At 61.6% G+C, this 1482-nt stretch carries 2 protein-coding genes; one reads left to right on the plus strand and one right to left on the minus strand.

Annotated elements, in window-relative coordinates:
* Positions 1–330 (minus strand): hypothetical protein (locus OQK_RS30655; protein WP_162098749.1); only part of this gene is annotated, 330 nt, incomplete at its 3' end.
* A 262-nt stretch (positions 331–592) separates the two neighbouring features.
* Here OQK_RS30655 and OQK_RS24785 point away from each other — a divergent pair.
* The coding region (locus OQK_RS24785) for a response regulator (RefSeq protein WP_016774800.1) at positions 593–1482 on the plus strand (890 nt) is incomplete at its 3' end.

Genomic DNA, 1482 nt, shown 5'->3' on the forward strand with positions numbered 1-1482 from the left:
GTCGATCATTCCAGCCAGCGGCGCGCCCCATTGCGGGTAGACCAACACCGGCCCGTCCACCGAACGTATCAGCGCGAGCGGGTTGAGCGCCCACTGCGAAGGCAACTGCAAATGGAAATCGCGCTCCAGCCGCTGGCACAGCGCCGGACGCTGGATCGGCGCACGCACAGCGAACCAGCTCTGGCCCGAGTGGCTGTCTTCGAGGCTGAACCAGGTCAGTTCATGGTCACGGCGCAGCAGACTGAACCGACATTTCTCCAGCCATGCTTCATCGAGCATCGGCGCGTCGGCCGCGCGGGAAATTGCAGATGAAGATGGCTGGCCGGGCATACGCATTCACCGCTGGAAATGGGATTCAGGCTGGTGGCGAAGTATACCCAGCGTTTTTTTGCCAGAGGGCCAGCCGCTGCGCTGATGTCCGTCCGCAGCCTCAAGATGGCCGTCCAGAGCCTTGCGCGGCTGTTTCTTGCGCTATACAAGCGCACGTCTTATCCCTCGGGATAATTGCTTTATGCCAGGCCGTCCCCTAGCGTACGAACCTGATAACCCGGCGCCCGCGCCCCGTCCTTCTCACCGCAACGCAGAGGCCCGCATGATCCGACTCGGCCAAGCCACGATTTCTTTGGAACGGCGCGAAGCCTTTCTCGATGGCCGGCCCTTGCGCATGGGCGGGCGGGCGTTCGAAATACTTTCGGTACTGATGCAGGCCGATGGGCGCATCGTCAGCAAGGACGAGCTGATCAATCAGGTGTGGCCGGACATCGTCGTCGAAGAGAACAATCTGCAAGTGCAGATTTCCTCGCTGCGCAAACTGCTCGGGGAAAAAGAAATCATCCAGACGGTTGCCCGTCGAGGTTACCGATTATTGAAAGACCGCGAACCCAAACTGCCCGTGTTCAACGCCCTGGCCTCGGCGCCGATGGTGGCGCAGCCGCCGTTGGTCGATACGCAATCGGTGCCGGTGTTCATCGTTGACGATGAGGCCTGCGTGCGCAGCGCATTGAGCCGCTTGTTGCGCGCCGAAGACATCGAACACCGAATTTTCCAGTCCGCCGAAGAACTGCTCGAGGCCGACATCGCCAGTGGCCCGGCGTGCCTGCTGCTCGACGTCAGCCTGCCCGAAACCACAGGCCTGCAATTGCAGGCAGCGCTGAACGAGCGCGGCTTGCCGTGGCCGGTGATATTCATGACCGGCCACGGCACGATTCCGATGTCGGTGCAGGCGATGAAGGCCGGCGCGGTGGAGTTCCTGACCAAACCATTCGATGACGATGAACTGCTCGGCATTCTGCGCAGCACCCGTCAACACGCCGCGACGGCGTTCAATCAATGGCAACGGGTTCAGCACGTGCGGCAATTGGCGGCGCAGCTGACACCGCGTGAGCGCGAGGTGCTGCCGCTGATTGTCGGCGGTCTGTCGAACAAGCAGATCGCCAACCAATTGGGCACCAGTGAAGTGACCGCCAAGGTTCATCGCAAACA

This window comes from Pseudomonas sp. R62 (assembly GCF_000257605.1).
Lineage (GTDB): Bacteria > Pseudomonadota > Gammaproteobacteria > Pseudomonadales > Pseudomonadaceae > Aquipseudomonas > Aquipseudomonas atacamensis.